This window comes from Klebsiella electrica, assembly GCF_006711645.1.
In the GTDB taxonomy this organism is placed as follows: Bacteria; Pseudomonadota; Gammaproteobacteria; order Enterobacterales; family Enterobacteriaceae; genus Klebsiella; species Klebsiella electrica.
On the sequence record NZ_CP041247.1, the window covers coordinates 3,904,723 to 3,919,163 of the forward strand.

Annotated in this window: 12 protein-coding genes; 9 read left to right on the top strand and 3 right to left on the bottom strand. The window is 58.0% G+C overall.

The features are described 5' to 3' along the window. Positions 1-19: 19 nt before the first annotated feature. Positions 20-1,198, bottom strand: coding sequence for a M20 aminoacylase family protein (locus Electrica_RS18680; RefSeq protein ID WP_141965154.1), 1,179 nt, complete (start codon positions 1,196-1,198; stop codon positions 20-22). 641 nt (positions 1,199-1,839) lie between these two features. Continuing rightward, a complete protein-coding gene (locus Electrica_RS18685; protein ID WP_131047577.1) occupies positions 1,840-2,262 on the bottom strand; it encodes a hypothetical protein in 423 nt (140 codons plus the stop codon). Between the two features lie 268 nt (positions 2,263-2,530). Between Electrica_RS18685 and Electrica_RS18690 the strand changes: the two genes are divergently transcribed. The 8 genes from Electrica_RS18690 to Electrica_RS18725 all read left to right on the top strand — a co-directional run bounded on the left by Electrica_RS18690 (position 2,531) and on the right by Electrica_RS18725 (position 12,372). Continuing rightward, positions 2,531-3,649 carry an ABC transporter substrate-binding protein gene (locus Electrica_RS18690; protein ID WP_131047576.1) on the top strand — a complete coding sequence of 373 codons (1,119 nt, stop codon included), beginning with the start codon at positions 2,531-2,533 and terminating at the stop codon, positions 3,647-3,649. 62 nt (positions 3,650-3,711) lie between these two features. Next, a complete protein-coding gene (locus Electrica_RS18695; RefSeq protein ID WP_160702570.1) occupies positions 3,712-4,737 on the top strand; it encodes a FecCD family ABC transporter permease in 1,026 nt (341 codons plus the stop codon). After that, positions 4,734-5,525: an ABC transporter ATP-binding protein gene (locus Electrica_RS18700; protein ID WP_141965155.1), complete on the top strand. Its 792-nt coding sequence runs from the start codon at positions 4,734-4,736 to the stop codon at positions 5,523-5,525. The genes Electrica_RS18695 and Electrica_RS18700 overlap by 4 nt, the downstream gene beginning before the upstream one ends. A 297-nt stretch (positions 5,526-5,822) precedes the next feature. Further along, positions 5,823-6,746 carry an aminoimidazole riboside kinase gene (locus tag Electrica_RS18705; protein ID WP_141965156.1) on the top strand — a complete coding sequence of 308 codons (924 nt, stop codon included), beginning with the start codon at positions 5,823-5,825 and terminating at the stop codon, positions 6,744-6,746. Positions 6,747-6,912: 166 nt separating this feature from the next. Next, on the top strand, positions 6,913-8,430 hold the full coding sequence (locus Electrica_RS18710; protein WP_141965157.1) for a carbohydrate porin: 1,518 nt from the start codon (positions 6,913-6,915) through the stop codon (positions 8,428-8,430). 136 nt (positions 8,431-8,566) lie between these two features. Continuing rightward, positions 8,567-9,937, top strand: coding sequence for a sucrose-specific PTS transporter subunit IIBC (locus Electrica_RS18715; RefSeq protein ID WP_131047573.1), 1,371 nt, complete (start codon positions 8,567-8,569; stop codon positions 9,935-9,937). Then, positions 9,937-11,337 (top strand): sucrose-6-phosphate hydrolase, encoded by a 1,401-nt coding sequence (locus Electrica_RS18720; RefSeq protein ID WP_141965158.1) that lies wholly within the window; start codon positions 9,937-9,939, stop codon positions 11,335-11,337. The genes Electrica_RS18715 and Electrica_RS18720 overlap by 1 nt, the downstream gene beginning before the upstream one ends. Before the next feature lie 30 nt (positions 11,338-11,367). Next, positions 11,368-12,372: a LacI family DNA-binding transcriptional regulator gene (locus tag Electrica_RS18725; RefSeq protein WP_131047571.1), complete on the top strand. Its 1,005-nt coding sequence runs from the start codon at positions 11,368-11,370 to the stop codon at positions 12,370-12,372. 16 nt (positions 12,373-12,388) lie between these two features. Here the strand turns inward: Electrica_RS18725 and Electrica_RS18730 are convergent, their stop codons facing one another. Further along, entirely contained in the window at positions 12,389-13,318 is a 930-nt protein-coding gene (locus Electrica_RS18730) for a LysR substrate-binding domain-containing protein (RefSeq protein ID WP_131047570.1), read from the bottom strand. Positions 13,319-13,489: 171 nt separating this feature from the next. On the opposite strand from Electrica_RS18730, the gene Electrica_RS18735 reads away from it, so the two are divergent. Further along, entirely contained in the window at positions 13,490-14,440 is a 951-nt protein-coding gene (locus Electrica_RS18735) for a branched-chain amino acid ABC transporter permease (RefSeq protein ID WP_131047569.1), read from the top strand. The last annotated feature ends 1 nt before the right edge of the window (position 14,441 follow it).

Consider the following 14,441-nt stretch of genomic DNA (forward strand, 5'->3'; position numbering starts at 1 on the left):
TATTTACGAGCTCCAGAGATCAACGGCAGTGTGTTTCAACTAAGCGGGCGAAAAACGACGCCCCGGTGGTAATAATGTCATCGTTAAAGTCATAGCCTGGGTTATGCACCATGCAGCCACCTTTATCGCCCTTCTCGCCGTTACCCAGCAGGAAATAGCAGCCCGGACACGCCTGCAGCATAAAGGCAAAATCCTCGCTGGCGTTCATCGGCGCAACGGATTCCAGTACCTGTTCGCTGCCAAAGACCTCCAGCGCTAATGCTTTGGCGAAAGCGGTCTCCTCCACGCTATTGGTCAGCACCGGGTAGGAGTCGTAGACCTCAATCTCGCTGGTGGCGCCGTAGCTTTTGGCGGTAAATTCGGTGATGTCGTGAATCCGTTTGATCAGCAGATCGCGCACTTCCGGCTTCATCGCCCGCACGGTCAGCTCCATGACCGCGCTTTCCGGGATCACATTGGAGGCGATGCCCGCCTGGAAGGTGCCGACGGTCACCACGGCGGTTTCCCCCGGCGGCACGTTACGGGCGACGATACTTTGCAGGGCCATCACCAGCGCCGAGCCGGCGAGAATGGGATCGACCGCGCGGTCCGGGTGAGCGCCGTGGCCGCCGTAGCCGTGAATGGTTATCTTGACGGTATCCGCCGACGCCATAAAGTTGCCGGCGTAGAAGCCCAGCTTGCCGACCGGCAGCCCGGGCATATTGTGCAGCGCAAACACGCAATCACAGGGGAAGCGCTCAAACAACCCGTCTTTTATCATCAGGTCCGCGCCGCCGATGGCCTCTTCCGCTGGCTGGAAAATGACGTGCACCGTGCCGTTAAACTGGCAGGCCGGCGAGGCAATATATTTAGCCGCCGCCAGCAGGATAGTGGTGTGGCCGTCGTGGCCGCAGGCGTGCATTTTTCCCGCCACGGTGCTGGCCCAGGGTAATTCCGTGGTTTCAACAATCGGCAGCGCGTCCATATCGGCGCGCAGCCCAATCGTACGTGATGAATGCCCTTTGCTTAGCGATCCCACCAGCCCGGTTTTCCCCAGTTCGCGGGTCACCGTATAGCCCCACTGCGCCAGTTTTTCCGCCACCAGCTCGCTGGTATTAAACTCTTCCAGACTTAATTCCGGGTGGGCATGTAAATAATGACGGATCGCAATCATTTCTTCTTCAGCTGCTTTAATTTCTGGAATCACAAAATGGCTCATGCCGTTCTCCGGGAAATAAGAAATCGATATTTTGCTTCATTCAGGCTTCAGCTAAACGAACGTTGGAAAATGGGGGGCCAGAACCCCAAAACGTGAAGGATGAAGAATAAACTCAGACTTAATAACTTATCTGGATAAGCATTTAATGCAAGTAAGATTTCTGATTTCCGGCGTGCGTCTCATCTCATTTACTAATGATTATTCAGCCAGTTACCGGCAATACAACAAAGAAGGAGGCGTGCAACAGCCTGTAAAAAATCATGCTAATAAATTTCATTTTAATAGTGATACAGACCATAAATATGGCGAAATTTAAATATAAACCTTTAATTATTGGGCTATCGGTGCGCTTTTATTCCACAATCGCCACGCCTGAATCAGCTTATTCAATATCTTCAGATTGCCTCGGCAGGCGCCATATTGCGGGCAGTGAGCACGCGGCGGAACCGCGATGACGTACCGCCAGCCAGCAGCGCTACCCGTATTCAAAAATACCCGTGAAACACTGAGTAAACTCGATTCGCTCTCGCCGAAAGCCCGTCGCGAGGCAGGTATTACCCCGGCGTTAATATCCATTGTCGTAAATGAGGGCGCAAAAAAAGGCCGCTTTCGCGACCTTATTTTTTACAACGCCACCGGGATTATTCGGTAACTTTATTTTTCAGCTCTTCCGCACCCTGCCTGGTTTTATCCCAGCCTTTTTCGCTAGCGGATTTGGTTTTATCCCAACCTTTTTCGGTGGCGGATTTGGTTTTATTCCAGCCTTTTTCCGTCCCTTCTTTGGTCTTATCCCAACCCTTCTCCGTGCCTTCTTTGGTCTTATGCCAGGCTTTTTGAGCGTCTTCGCTTACCTGGCTGCTCACGCTGTCGCTTTTACCTTGCGCCGCGTGCTCGGATTTCAGCTTCAGCTCCTTGCCCTCGTTCTGGGCCTGGTGCAGTTTTTCTTTCGCCGTATTCGCCCCTTCATGGGCCGCCGCGACGGTATCATCAGTTGCGTGTGTTGTCGCAGCAAAAACAGGGGCTGCTACCAGAATCGCAGATAACGCAATCATTGCTTTTTTCATCATTTCCTCTCTAACGTGCTTAATGTTATGAGTCATCAACAGCATGGCATAACATTCCGGTCATGGCATTAGGGATAGTTCTTAAAACCAGAACCGTCTTCTTTTCCCCGTTTTCAGGCTAACCATCATCCTGATCAGGATACGCCAGAATATTCCGCTAAGTTGTTACAACTTATGAAATTTGTTTTTCATATACCTGCCGTTTATTTTTATACGCGAATACTTATCAAAATCATTATAGTTATAAGTAAGCGACGGAAATCAAATTATGGCAAGAAAATCAGTAAGTTCTCTCATTCTTACTGGGTTAATCTCGATCCCCGTTATCAGCCACGCAACGCAATATCCCCTCACGGTCACCGATCTCGATGGCCACCAGATAACGCTCCAGCACGAACCCCAGCGCATCATCCTGCAGGACGGGCGGGATCTTATGTCGCTGGCGCTGCTGGACCGGGACAACCCGTTTAAACGCGTTGTGGCCTGGAACAATCTGGCGAAAAAACAGGACGTGGCGACCTGGAAAATGCTGCAACAGAAGTGGCCGCAATCGGCGGCGATTCTCGATATGGGCTTTAGTGACAAGGGCAACGTTGACCTGGAAAGCGTGCTCTCCCGCCAGCCCGACCTGATGATTGCCCAGCTACGCGCGAAGCCGGCGCTAACCGAAAGCGGGGTTATCAGCAAACTTAGCGCGCTGAATATTCCGGTGTTATTTGTGGATTATGAGGTCAATCCTGCCCGCGATACCGCTCCCAGCATCGATCTGTTAGGCCAGGTGCTCAACCGCGAGAGCAACGCCAAAGCCTATACCGATTTCTATCGCCAGCACCTGCAGGCTATCGAACAGAAAACGGCCACTATCGCCCCGAAAGCCACGGTCTTTGTCGAAGCGATCGCCGGCAATAGCGATGCCTGCTGCTTTACCCACGGACACAGCGGTTGGGGGGGACTGGTGGAAGCCGTCGGCGCCACCAATATTGGCTCGCAGGTCCTGCCCGGCGCCTCCGGTTTCGTGGCGCTGGAAAAAATTATCAGCATGAAGCCCGATGCCTACATCATGACCGGTTCGAAACGCGGCAACAGCCAGGTCCTGCCGTTAGGCTATCAGGTCAGCAAGCAGGAGGTTAATGCCCAGGGCGAGGCGCTGCTGGCACGAACCGGCGTCAGCGATATCCCGGCGGTAAAAGCGCAGCGGGCCTACGGGGTTTACCACCATTTCTACAACCATCCGTGGAATATCGTCGGCATGGAGTATCTGGCAAAAGATATCTACCCGCAGGCGTTTACCGCGCTGAATCCCGATGAGACCTATCACGAGATCGTGCGTCGCTTCACCTCCCTGCCGGACCTGCCGTTCGTCTTTTCCTGGAAACAGGGTGAATAATCGACATGAGTTCGACGACTGAATCCGATATCCACACGCTGAACGCTGGCCCCGACAGCGCCATGACGCACTACCGTCGCATTCTGCGCCGCCGTGTCGTCTTGCTGCTGCTGTTGCTGCTGCTGATCGTCGCCTCGCTGCTACTCGACTTTGTGCTCGGGCCGTCAGGCATGTCGCTGCATACCCTGTGGCAAACCCTGACGGATCCCGGCAGCGCAGCGGCCGGAACGCGGGTGATTGTCTGGGATATTCGTATGCCCTACGCGCTGATGGCGGTGGTGGTTGGCCTTGCGCTGGGGCTGGCTGGCGCCGAGATGCAAACTATCCTCAATAATCCGCTCGCCAGCCCTTTTACCCTCGGCGTCTCCTCGGCGGCGGCGTTCGGCGCGGCGCTGGCTATCGTGCTGGGGATTGGGATTCCCGGCATTCCCGGCCAGTGGTTTACCTCCGCTAACGCGTTTCTGTTTGCCCTGCTGGCCGCCCTGCTGCTGGACGGCGTAACCCGCTGGACCCAGGTCGCCACTTCCGGGGTCATTTTATTTGGTATCGCGCTGGTATTTACCTTTAACGCCCTGGTGTCGATGCTGCAATTTGTTGCCAACGAGGACACGCTGCAGGGGCTGGTATTCTGGACTATGGGCAGTATCGATCGCGCCTCATGGCAAAAGGTGGGGATTCTGTTTGCCGTCCTGGCGGTCGTGATGCCGCTTTCCATGCTCAATGCCTGGAAGCTGACCGCGCTGCGCCTCGGCGAAGACCGGGCTATCAGCTTTGGCATCAACGTCCGTCGCCTGCGTCTGACCACGCTGTTGCGAATCAGCATCCTGTCGGCGCTGTCGGTGGCCTTCGTTGGCCCAATCGGCTTTATTGGCCTCGTCGCGCCGCATATCGCACGCCTGGTTTTTGGTGAGGATCACCGCTTTTATCTGCCCGCCAGCGCCTTGACTGGCGCCCTGGTGCTGTCACTGGCCTCGGTGGCGTCGAAAAATTTGCTGCCTGGGGCGATAATCCCGGTAGGGATCGTCACCTCGCTGGTCGGCGTTCCTTTCTTCCTGAGTATTATTTTACGCCATCGGGGGAACGTATGAGCCTGCACACCTCGGCGGAATCAGGGCTGGCGCTCGGTCATTTCAACGCCGGTTATCCGAAACGTCAGGTCATTCACGATCTGACCGTCCCCCATCTGCCGCGCGGCAAAATCACCGCGCTTCTCGGCCCCAACGGTAGCGGAAAATCCACGCTGATGCGGGCGATGGCCGGCCTTGGCCCGTCGACGGGAGAATTGTCGCTGGCCGGGGAAAACCTGCTGACGCTGCCGTTCGCCAGGCGCGCGGAAAAAGTGGTCTATCTGCCGCAAACGCTGCCTGCGGGCGTGCATCTGCACGTACTGGAGTCGATTATCGTCGCCCGACACGCTGCCGGCGGCGTACGTGCAGATAGTGAGGAGGAAGTGATGTCCCTGCTGCGCCAGTTAGGCATAGCGCATCTGGCGTTACGCTACCTTGACCAGCTCTCCGGCGGGCAAAAACAGCTCGTCGGCCTGGCCCAGTCACTTATCCGTCAGCCGTCATTACTCCTGCTGGATGAGCCGCTCAGCGCGCTGGATTTGAACTATCAGTTTCACGTGATGGACCTGGTTCGCCGGGAGACTCGGCGGCGCAATATCATCACCCTGGTCGTGGTGCATGATATTAATATTGCCCTGCGCCATGCCGATCATGTGCTGATGCTAAAGGAAGGCCGACTGCTGGCCGACGGCGCGCCGTCGCAGGTGATTACCCCGGAGATACTCGCGACGGTCTATGGCGTACGCGGACGGATTGAGCCCTGCTCACAGGGAATCATGCAGGTGATTATCGACGGCCTGGCGGAGTGAGAATAAGACGCCGTCCGGGTAAACAACGATGCCCGGTCGGCGCCGGATTCACGGCGTTGGCAAACTAAACGTTAACCTCCGGGATACAAACAGGCTTTCGTCCATTGCCAGCCGCACCATGCTCATCCCGGCGTGCCCCCCTCTCCGCTAACGCCGGGAACGATGCTCCCCGCTCCCGCTGCGCCGTTTTTTTGCCCGGCTTCTCACTTTATCGATCGCGGCGTTTCGTTCATCATCAGGCTATGCTTAAATAAGCTAAACCGGTTTAATTAAGTTTAGCATTGAGGTGGAAACAGTATGAATGCAAAAGTATGGGTACTTGGCGATGCGGTGGTGGACCTGCTGCCGGAAAGCGGCGGTCGCCTGTTGCAGTGCCCCGGCGGCGCGCCGGCCAATGTGGCGGTAGGCGTCGCCCGCCTGGGCGGCAACAGCGGGTTTATCGGCCGCGTCGGCGACGATCCCTTTGGGCGTTTTATGCAGCAAACTCTGCGCCACGAACAGGTGGATATCCGCTACATGCACGCTGACCCGCAGCACCGGACGTCTACCGTGGTGGTCGATCTCGACGGCGAGGGGGAGAGAACCTTTACCTTTATGGTGCGCCCCAGCGCGGACCTGTTTTTACAGCCGGAAGACCTGCCGTCCTTCGCCGCCAACGAATGGCTGCACGTCTGCTCCATCGCGCTCAGCGCCGAGCCCAGCCGCAGCACCACCTTCGCGGCGATGGAGAGAATCAAATTAGCCGGCGGCCGGGTCAGCTTCGACCCCAATATTCGCGCGGATCTCTGGCAGGATCCGGAGCTGCTACGCACCTGTCTCGACCGCGCGCTGCGTCTGGCGAACGTGGTGAAGCTGTCCGAAGAAGAGCTGGCGCTGATCGGCGGCAGCGATGATGTCTCCGCGGGGATAGCCGCCCTGACCCGGCGCTATCAGCCAGAACTCCTGCTGGTCACTCAGGGCAAAGCCGGCGTGCTCGCCGCTTTTCAGCAACAGTTCACCCACTTCCCCGCCCAGCCGGTGGTCAGCGTCGATACCACCGGCGCAGGCGATGCATTTGTCGCCGGGCTGCTTGCCAGCCTTGCCGCTAAGGGAATGCCCGCGGATCTCGCGGCGCTGGAACCGGCAATTATGCAGGCACAAACCTGCGGGGCGCTGGCCACTACCGCCAAAGGGGCGATGACCGCCCTGCCCTACCAGCACGATCTGCATCACTCATTTTGATCCTTTCGGGCTGCTCCGGCAGCCCACTTTGTTGCATCCATCACATTTATTAAATCGGTTTAGCAATTTCTATTTCCAGATGTTAAAGGTCATGTTTAACATAGCGCCTAAACCGGTTTAGCAAAAAACACAACTCTGTCAATTTTACGTTTGGGATGCGACTAACATGTATAAAAAAAGCACACTTGCGGTTCTTATTACTTTGCTAACCGGCGCGGCCTCGGCTCATGCGCAAACGGATCTGAGTAGTATAGAAACCCGTTTGATGGCACTGGAGAAACGCCTGCAGGATGCAGAAAACCGGGCTCAAAGCGCAGAAAACCGCGCCGAGTCGGCAGAGAAAAAAGTCCAGCAGCTCACCACGCAGCAGCAAAAAACGCAGGACACAACCCAGCAAGTCGTTCAACGCACCGCGAAGCTGGAGAAAAAAGCCGACGAGAAAAGCGGGTTTGAGTTCCACGGCTACGCCCGTTCCGGCGTCATCATGAATGACTCCGCCGCCAGTACCAAATCCGGCGCCTACATGACGCCTGCCGGGGAAACCGGCGGAGCCATCGGCCGTCTGGGGAATCAGGCCGACACCTATGTCGAAATGAACCTTGAACATAAGCAGACGCTGGATAACGGGGCAACGACGCGCTTCAAAGTGATGGTGGCCGACGGCCAAACCACCTATAACGACTGGACGGCAAGCAGCAGCGATTTGAACGTGCGCCAGGCTTTCGTCGAACTGGGTAATCTGCCCACCTTCGAGGGCCCCTTCAAAGGTTCGACCCTGTGGGCCGGGAAACGCTTCGACCGCGACAACTTTGATATTCACTGGATAGATTCCGACGTGGTCTTCCTCGCCGGGACCGGCGGCGGTATTTATGACGTGAAGTGGAACGACAGCCTGCGGAGTAACTTCTCGTTATACGGGCGCAACTTCGGTGATATTGCTGATTCCAGCAATAGTGTGCAGAACTACATCCTCAGCATGAACAACTTCATCGGCCCGGTGCAGGTGATGGTCAGCGGGATGCGGGCGAAAGATAATGACGAGCGTAAAGATACCAACGGTAATCTGGTCAAAGGCGATGCGGCCAATACCGGGGTGCATACGCTGCTCGGTTTGCACAACGACAGCTTTTATGGCCTGCGTGAAGGGCTCAGCAAAACGGCTCTGCTCTATGGCCACGGGCTAGGCGCAGAAGTGAAAGGCGTGGGTTCCGACGGCGCGCTGCGCCCGGGAGCAAACACCTGGCGCTTCGCCAGCTACGGCACCACGCCGCTGAGCAAGAACTGGTTTATCGCCCCGGCGGTGCTGACGCAGAGCAGTAAAGATCGCTATGTCGATGGCGACAGCTACCAGTGGGCGACGCTCAACCTGCGTCTGATTCAGGAGATCACTCAGAACTTCGCCCTCGCTTACGAAGGCAGCTATCAGTACATGGATCTCAAACCCGAAGGCTACAACGACCGCCATGCGGTGAACGGTAGCTTCTATAAACTCACCTTCGCCCCTACCTTTAAGGTCGGTAGCATCGGTGATTTCTTCAGCCGTCCGGAGATCCGCCTCTACACCTCGTGGATGGACTGGAGCAAAAAACTGGATAATTACGCCAACGATGACGCTTTAGGCAGCAACGGTTTTAAATCGGGCGGCGAATGGTCGTTCGGTATGCAAATGGAGACCTGGTTCTGACGGCTAGCGTCTGACGCCAGAAAAACCGGGGCGGCGGCGAGTCGGCCAGCGCCCCGGACACAATAACGACGCAGAAACTGCGCCCCCGTGCACACGGGACCACAACACGAAAATCATTACGCATTCAGAGGGTACTATGGATTTTGAACAGATTTCCCGCTCGCTGCTTCCGCTTCTGGGAGGCAAGGAAAACATTGCCAGCGCCGCGCACTGCGCCACGCGCCTGCGTCTGGTACTGGTCGATGATGCGCTCGCCGACCAGCAGGCTATCGGCAAAATTGAAGGCGTAAAAGGATGTTTTCGCAACGCCGGACAGATGCAGATTATTTTTGGCACCGGGGTCGTAAACAAAGTTTACGCCGCCTTTATTCAGGCCGCCGGCATCGGCGAATCCAGCAAATCGGAAGCCGCCGACATCGCGGCGAAAAAGCTTAATCCGTTCCAGCGTATCGCTCGCCTGCTGTCGAACATCTTCGTACCGATCATTCCGGCCATCGTCGCCTCCGGCCTGCTGATGGGCCTGCTCGGCATGGTCAAAACCTACGGCTGGGTCGACCCGGGCAACGCTATCTACATCATGCTGGATATGTGCAGTTCGGCGGCGTTTATTATTCTGCCGATCCTGATTGGCTTTACCGCCGCCCGCGAATTCGGCGGTAACCCCTATCTCGGCGCGACGCTCGGCGGCATTCTGACCCACCCGGCGCTGACCAACGCCTGGGGCGTGGCCGCCGGTTTCCATACCATGAACTTCTTCGGCCTCGAGATCGCCATGATCGGCTATCAGGGAACGGTGTTCCCGGTGCTGCTGGCGGTGTGGTTTATGAGCATCGTTGAGAAGCAGCTGCGCCGCGTGATCCCCGATGCGCTGGACCTGATCCTGACGCCGTTCCTGACGGTGATTATTTCCGGTTTTATCGCCCTGCTGATTATCGGCCCGGCGGGTCGCGCGCTGGGTGACGGCATTTCATTCATTCTCAGCACCCTGATTAGCCACGCCGGCTGGCTGGCCGGACTGCTGTTTGGCGGTCTCTATTCGGTTATTGTGATCACCGGTATTCACCACAGCTTCCACGCCATCGAAGCGGGCCTGCTGGGCAACCCGTCCATCGGCGTCAACTTCCTGCTGCCGATTTGGGCAATGGCCAACGTCGCCCAGGGCGGGGCCTGTCTGGCGGTGTGGTTTAAAACCAAAGATATCAAAATCAAAGCCATTGCCCTGCCGTCGGCGTTTTCCGCTATGCTGGGCATCACCGAAGCGGCGATTTTTGGTATCAACTTACGCTTTATGAAGCCGTTTATCGCCGCGCTGATCGGCGGGGCGGCGGGCGGCGCGTGGGTCGTCTCCATGCACGTCTACATGACCGCGGTGGGCCTGACGGCGATTCCCGGTATGGCTATCGTGCAGGCCAGCTCGCTGCTGAACTACATTATCGGGATGGTCATCGCCTTCGGCGTTGCCTTTATCGTCTCCCTGCTGCTGAAATACAAAACGGACGCGGAATAATGTCACTTCCATCACGCCTGCCTGCGATTTTGCAGGCCGTTATGCAGGGCCAGCCGCGCGCGCTGGCCGATAGTCACTATCCTCGCTGGCACCATGCGCCGGTCACCGGGCTGATGAACGACCCCAACGGCTTTGTCGAATTTGCCGGGCGCTATCACCTGTTCTATCAGTGGAACCCGCTCGCCTGCGACCATAAGTTCAAATGCTGGGGGCACTGGAGTTCTGCCGATCTGCTGCACTGGCGGCATGAACCGATTGCGCTGATGCCGGACGAGGAGTATGACCGCAACGGCTGCTACTCAGGCAGCGCGGTGGATAATCATGGGGCGCTGACCCTGTGCTATACCGGCAACGTCAAGTTTGCCGACGGCAGCCGAACCGCCTGGCAGTGCCTGGCGACGGAAAATGCCGACGGCACCTTCAGCAAGCTGGGGCCGGTCCTGCCGCTGCCGGAGGGCTATACCGGCCACGTGCGCGACCCGAAAGTATGGCGGCATGAAGGCCGCTGGTACATGGTTTTGGGTGCCCAGAATCGACAAGAACGCGGCAAGGTGCTGCTGTTCAGCTCTGTGGATCTCCATCAATGGATCAACGAAGGCGAAATCGCCGGCGCCGGCATCAACGGACTGCACGATGCCGGTTACATGTGGGAGTGTCCGGACCTGTTCCCGCTCGCCGACCAGCATATTCTGATTTGCTGCCCGCAGGGGATAGCCCGCGAGAAAGAGCGCTACCTCAACAGCTATCCGGCGGTGTGGATGGCCGGCAGCTTCGACTATGCCAGCGCCGCCTTCACGCACGGCGCGTTGCACGAACTGGATGCCGGGTTTGAGTTCTACGCCCCGCAAACCATGCAGACCAGCGATGGCCGTCGGCTGCTGGTCGGCTGGATGGGCGTACCGGACGGCGAGGAGATGCGCCAGCCGACGCGAGCCCACGGCTGGATCCACCAGATGACCTGCCTGCGCGAACTGGCGTGGGTGGACGGCAAACTCTTTCAGCGCCCGCTGCGCGAACTGAGCGCCCTGCGCGGCGAAGCCCGCGGCTGGCAGGGCAACGTTCTGCCGCTGGCACCGCTGGAAATCGCCCTCGAGACCGCCGGTGACGACGCGTTAAGTCTCGATTTCGGCGGCGCGTTAACCCTTGAGCGCGACGGCAGCGGAATCCGCCTGGCGCGATGCAGCCTCGCCAACGACGAGATGCTCTATCGTTACTGGCGCGGCGAAGTCCGCTCGCTGCGGATTTTTATCGACCGCTCGAGCGTGGAGATTTTCATTAACGATGGCGAAGGGGTCATGAGCAGCCGCCTGTTCCCGGACTATCCCGCACAGCTGGTTTTCAGCGGCGCGACGCCGGCAACATTCTGCTACTGGCCGCTGGAGCCATGCATGGTAGAATAAGCGTTTTGCTTTCAGGCGCATGTTGTTGTGATGAAAACCAAACGCGTTACCATTAAAGATATCGCTGAACTGGCTGGCGTGTCGAAAGCGACCGCCAGCCTGGTGCTGAACGGTCGTGGCAAAGAGCTACGCGTGGCGCAGGAAACGCGCGAGCGCGTGCAGGCTATCGCCCGCGAACAACATTATCAGCCCAGTATCCACGCTCGCTTGCTGCGCGATAACCGCAGCCACACCATCGGCCTGGTGGTGCCTGAAATCACCAACTACGGATTTGCCGTCTTCTCTCATGAGCTGGAAATGCTCTGCCGCGAGGCGGGCGTTCAACTGCTTATCTCCTGTACCGACGAAAACCCCGGTCAGGAGAGCATGGTGGTCAATAATATGATTGCCCGCCAGGTTGACGGGCTGATCGTCGCCTCCTGTATGCATAACGACGCCGATTACCTCAAGCTCAGCGAACAGCTGCCGGTGGTGCTGTTTGACCGCTGCCCCAACGACAGCACGCTGCCGCTGGTGATGACCGACTCCATCAGCCCGACGGCGGATCTGATTTCCCGCATTGCGCCTTCGCATCGCGATGAGTTCTGGTTTCTCGGCGGGCAGCCGCGCCTGTCGCCCTCCCGCGATCGCCTCGCCGGGTTTACCCAGGGGCTGACAAACGCCGGGGTCGAACTGCGTCCCGAGTGGGTGATTAACGGCAACTATCACCCGAGCTCCGGCTATGAGATGTTCGCCGCGCTCTGCGCGCGTCTCGGCCGGCCGCCGAAGGCGCTGTTCACCGCCGCCTGCGGTCTGCTGGAAGGGGTGCTGCGCTATATGAGCCAGCATCATCTGCTGGATTCCGATATCCACCTGGCCAGTTTCGACGATCACTACCTTTATGATTCACTGTCGCTGCGTATCGATACCGTGCAGCAGGACAATCGCCAGCTGGCCTGGCACTGCTATGATCTGATAAGCCAGCTGATCGACGGCAATACGCCAGAGCCGCTACAACGCTACCTGCCCGCGACGTTGCAGATTCGGCATCGCTGACGCATTAACGCGGGGCTTAGCTTAACGCCTCGTTGCGTAACCAGCTCTGCAACAGTTTGCCGTTTGGCGTCATCTCGCTGTCCTGGCGCACGCAGAGGTAGTAATCCCGACCATCATCGATCGCCGCATCGAAGATTTTCACCAGCTCGCCGCTCTTCAGGTAGGGGGCTATCAGCGGCTCGCGCATCAGCGCGCAGCCCAGCCCCGCCTGTACGCCCGCCAGGGTCAGCAGGCCATCCTCAAATAGCGCTCCCGTCGAGCGCGGCGGACGCTTAACCCCCTGCTGCACAAACCACTGGTTCCATGTCGTGCGCTCCTCGTCGTGCAGCAGCGGCATCTGCAAGAGCTGCTCCGGGGTATCGATATGCCCGTGCAGGCGCAGAAAAGCCTGACTGCATACCGGCACCATTTTTCCGGAAATCAGTTTTTCGCTTTGATAGCCCGTCCAGTGGCCGTTGCCAAAGCGGATCGACATATCGGAGGCGTCGCTGAGGTAGTTGCGGTGGTTGGCGTAAACCACGTTGATTTCGGTATGCGGATTGGCATGGACGAACGACGGCAGGCGGGGAATAAACCAACCCATGCCAAACAGCGGGATCAGGCTGATCGTCACCTGCTGGGTTTGCACCTGCTCGACCAGATGTTCGGTGGCCTGGCGCAGCACGTTAAACGCCGCACGAATAGAGCGGTAATACTCCCGCCCCTGCTGGCTGAGGGTCAGCCGCCGCCCCTGGCGTTCGGTGAGCGGGATCTGCAAATAGCCTTCCAGCACCTTCAGCTGATGGCTTACCGCCGAGGGCGAAATCGCCAGCTCCTGCGCCGCCAGGGTCACGCTGCCCAGCCGCGCGATCGCCTCGAAGGCGCGCACCGCCCGCAGCGGCGGATCGTTGGCTAACGTACTTTCCGACCAGCTAACAGGCTCCTGTGATTGTTCTGTTTTTTTCATATATTGATTTTCTTAGCGTATTTCGCTACCTGATGCATTATTTAATAATATTAAAAATCATAAAGATAGTTAACTACGCATTTATAATAAGAAAGAATATATGCGTATTTTACAATTTAATTCATTTGTTGGATGGTAGCTGTCATTCGAGCATCTTGTCGGAAGAATCAGTTGGACACACTCATACAACAAATTATCAACGGGGTCATGCTCGGCAGCATCTACGCCCTGATCGCGCTCGGCTACACCATGGTGTACGGCATCCTGCGCATTATTAACTTTGCCCACGGCGATATTCTGATGGTCGGCGCGTTAACCACCCTTTCCGGGATGAACGCGCTGAATGCCCATTTCCCCACTCTGCCGCCGCTGGCGCAGCTCGGACTGGCGCTGCTGCTGGCCATGGCGGTGTGCGCCCTGCTGGCGATGGCGGTAGAACGCTTTGCCTACCGCCGCCTGCGTAACGCTCCGCGCCTCGCGCCGTTGATCTCCGGGATCGGCGTCTCGGTGCTGCTGCAAACCGTAGCGATGATCGTCTGGTCGCGCAATCCGCTGATGTTCCCGCAGATCCTGCCGATGGACCCGATCGCCGTGACCCAGGGGAGCGCTGCGCATCCTCCGGCGCTCGTGACCGTCACCGGTATCGTCACCGTCGCGCTGGCGTTTGCCGTGATGCTCGGCCTGTGGCTGCTGGTGGAGTTCACCCGCTTAGGCCGGGGGATGCGCGCAGTGGCGGAAAACCCGCGCATCGCCACGCTGATGGGCGTCAATCCCAACGCCATTATTACCCTCACCTTCGCCATCGGCGGAGTATTCGCCGCGCTGGCTGGGGTGATGATGGCCAGCAATTACGGCAGCGCCGGCTTCTCCATGGGCTTTCTGCCGGGGATTAAAGCCTTTACCGCCGCGGTGCTCGGCGGCATCGGCAATATTCGCGGCGCGATGGTCGGCGGCCTGTTGCTGGGCCTGATCGAATCCCTCGGGGCCGGCTATCTCGGCGACCTGACCCACGGCGTCTTTGGCAGCAACTATCAGGATATCTTCGCCTTTATGGTGCTGATCCTGGTGCTGGTCTTCCGCCCTGCCGGTTTACTCGGCGAGCGCGTTGCGCACCGGGCTTAGG